The sequence below is a fragment of the Actinomyces sp. ICM58 genome (assembly GCF_000283035.1).
Classification (GTDB): domain Bacteria; phylum Actinomycetota; class Actinomycetes; order Actinomycetales; family Actinomycetaceae; genus Pauljensenia.
In genome coordinates, this window is record NZ_ALIY01000087.1 from 1 (window position 1) to 1944 (window position 1944).

4 protein-coding genes are annotated in these 1944 nt (G+C 65.1%); all 4 read right to left on the minus strand.

The features are described from left to right. A partial coding sequence (locus tag HMPREF1138_RS11035; protein WP_202898336.1) for a hypothetical protein occupies positions 1-462 on the minus strand: 462 nt, incomplete at its 3' end. A 3-nt stretch (positions 463-465) separates the two neighbouring features. Then, positions 466-789: a hypothetical protein gene (locus tag HMPREF1138_RS04235; RefSeq protein WP_039936851.1), complete on the minus strand. Its 324-nt coding sequence runs from the start codon at positions 787-789 to the stop codon at positions 466-468. Positions 790-1025: 236 nt separating this feature from the next. Beyond that, positions 1026-1532, minus strand: coding sequence for a hypothetical protein (locus HMPREF1138_RS04240; protein ID WP_009056949.1), 507 nt, complete (start codon positions 1530-1532; stop codon positions 1026-1028). A 6-nt stretch (positions 1533-1538) separates the two neighbouring features. Then, positions 1539-1745, minus strand: coding sequence for a hypothetical protein (locus HMPREF1138_RS04245; protein ID WP_009056944.1), 207 nt, complete (start codon positions 1743-1745; stop codon positions 1539-1541). Between the last annotated feature and the right edge of the window lie 199 nt (positions 1746-1944).

Here is a 1944-nt window from a genome sequence, read left to right on the forward strand (position 1 = left end):
GGCCGAGCCGTGGCCGTAGACGGCTTGTGCGGTGGTGATGTCGAGGAGGGTGAATGTGCCGATGGTTGGGACGTGCTTCGGCTCGCCGACATAGAGGCTGTCGTCGATCCAGCCGGGGTAGCCGTCGGCCCACCCGCCGATGATATAAGCGTACATGGCACCGTTTTCGATGCCAACGTCGGATATAACGAAGGTCGGCTCGCTCCGTCTCTTTCCGGGGGCGAATTGTGCGGTTTCGTCGACGGTGGTGATGTATCCGTTGCACTCTGGCATGGGTGTGCTCCTCGTGGGTGACGGCGTGGGCGTGTGCGTGGGTGTGGGCCCGGGCGTGGGGGACGAGGACGTGGGCGTGGGTGTGGGGCGCGCGAAGGGGGTGATGGGCGCGCAGGCGCCGAGGAGCAGGGACAGACCGACGCAAGTTGCCGCGACGGTGTACAGGGGCTGGCGGAGCGTGTGTGTCATGGGTTAGTGCGTGCTGGAGACTTCGAAGTCTGGGTCGGGTTCGAAGCAGAAGGTGGCCGAGCCGTGGCCGTAGACGGCCTGTGCGGTGGTGATGTCGAGGAGGGTGAATGTGCCGATGGTTGGGACGTGCTTCGGCTCGCCGACGTAGAGGCGGTCTTTGATCCAGCCGGGGTAGCCGTCGGGCCATCCGCCGGAGATCGCGGCGTACATGGCGCCGTTTTCGATACCGACCTTGGAGATGACGAACTTCGGCTCGTTCGGGTTCTTTCCGGGGGCGAATTGCGCGGTTTCGTCGACGGTGGTGATCCATCCGTTGCACTCTGGCATGGGTGTGCTCCTCGTGGGTGACGGTGCGGGCGTTGGCGTGGGCCCGGGCGTGGGGGAGGAGGATGTGGGCGTGGGTGTGGGTGTGGGGCGCGCGATGGGGGTGGTGGGCGTGCATGCGCCGAGGAGCAGGGCCAGGCCCGCGCAGGCGGCCACGGTTGTGGTGAGGGTGCGTCGATTGTTCACCGTGGGTCTTGTTCTTCTGATGGTTGCTTGGGAGGGGGTGTCTGGGGGAGGAGTTAGCGTGCGTCGAACTTGGCGAGTTCGTCGGTGTTGACGTCGAGGCTAGGGTCGGGTTCGAAGCAGAACGTTATGGTTCCTCCTGCATACTGCTCAGGGCCTGGTACTGCGTTCAGGATCGTGAAGGTGCCGACGCCTGGGGCGACGACAGGTTGGCCGATTGTGAGATCCGCGTCGACGGCTGCTTCCTTCAGTTCCGGCATGCTGTCGGGGACCGTGCCATCCAGATACACGTGGGTGTCCTCGGATTGCTCGGAGTCAATAAGGAAGTAGTACTGCGGGTAGGTGTTGCGGTTGCGAGGGCTAAAGTAGAACGTCTCCTCGATTGCCAGGAGGTAGCCTGTGCAGGCGTTCGACTCGCTCGGTGTGTTGGTTGGCGTGGGGGACGAGGCCGTGGGCGTGGGTGTGGGGCGCGCGAAGGGGGTGATGGGCGCGCAGGCGCCGAGGAGCAGGGCCAGGCCCGCGCAGGCGGCGGCGGTTGTGGTGATGGTGCGTGTGGCTGTCATGGTGTTTCAGGATGTGCTGGGGTCGCTGGATTCTTTTTCGAAGCAGAGTGTGGCGGATCCGTGGAGGTCCACGCTGGGGGCTGGGTCGCCGTCGAGTAGCGTGAATGTTCCAGCGTGGGGGGCGTAGAAGGGCTCGCCCTGAATCAGGGTTGTGGTGAAGTGTCCGTCGGGAACGTCTTTGGCGGAGTATCCGCCGCTTAGGCTGGCTTTCATGATTCCGTCCTCCATGCGTACTGCGGCGAGGACGTAGGAGGGTGGGCGGCCGCTGCCAAAGGGTTGGAACTGTCCGGTTTCGTCTATTGTCACTATCTGCCCGCTGCACGGGGGCAGGCTCGTTGATGGCGTGGGCGCGGGCGTTGGCGTGGGCCCGGGCGTGGGGGAGGAGGACGTGGGCGTGGGCGTGGGGGACGAG

Coding starts and splice junctions, on each gene's coding strand:
- HMPREF1138_RS04235 (WP_039936851.1), bottom strand. CDS start 789: ATGCCAGAGTGCAACGGATGGATCACCACCGTCGACGAAACCGCGCAA.
- HMPREF1138_RS04240 (WP_009056949.1), bottom strand. CDS start 1,532: ATGACAGCCACACGCACCATCACCACAACCGCCGCCGCCTGCGCGGGC.
- HMPREF1138_RS04245 (WP_009056944.1), bottom strand. CDS start 1,745: ATGAAAGCCAGCCTAAGCGGCGGATACTCCGCCAAAGACGTTCCCGAC.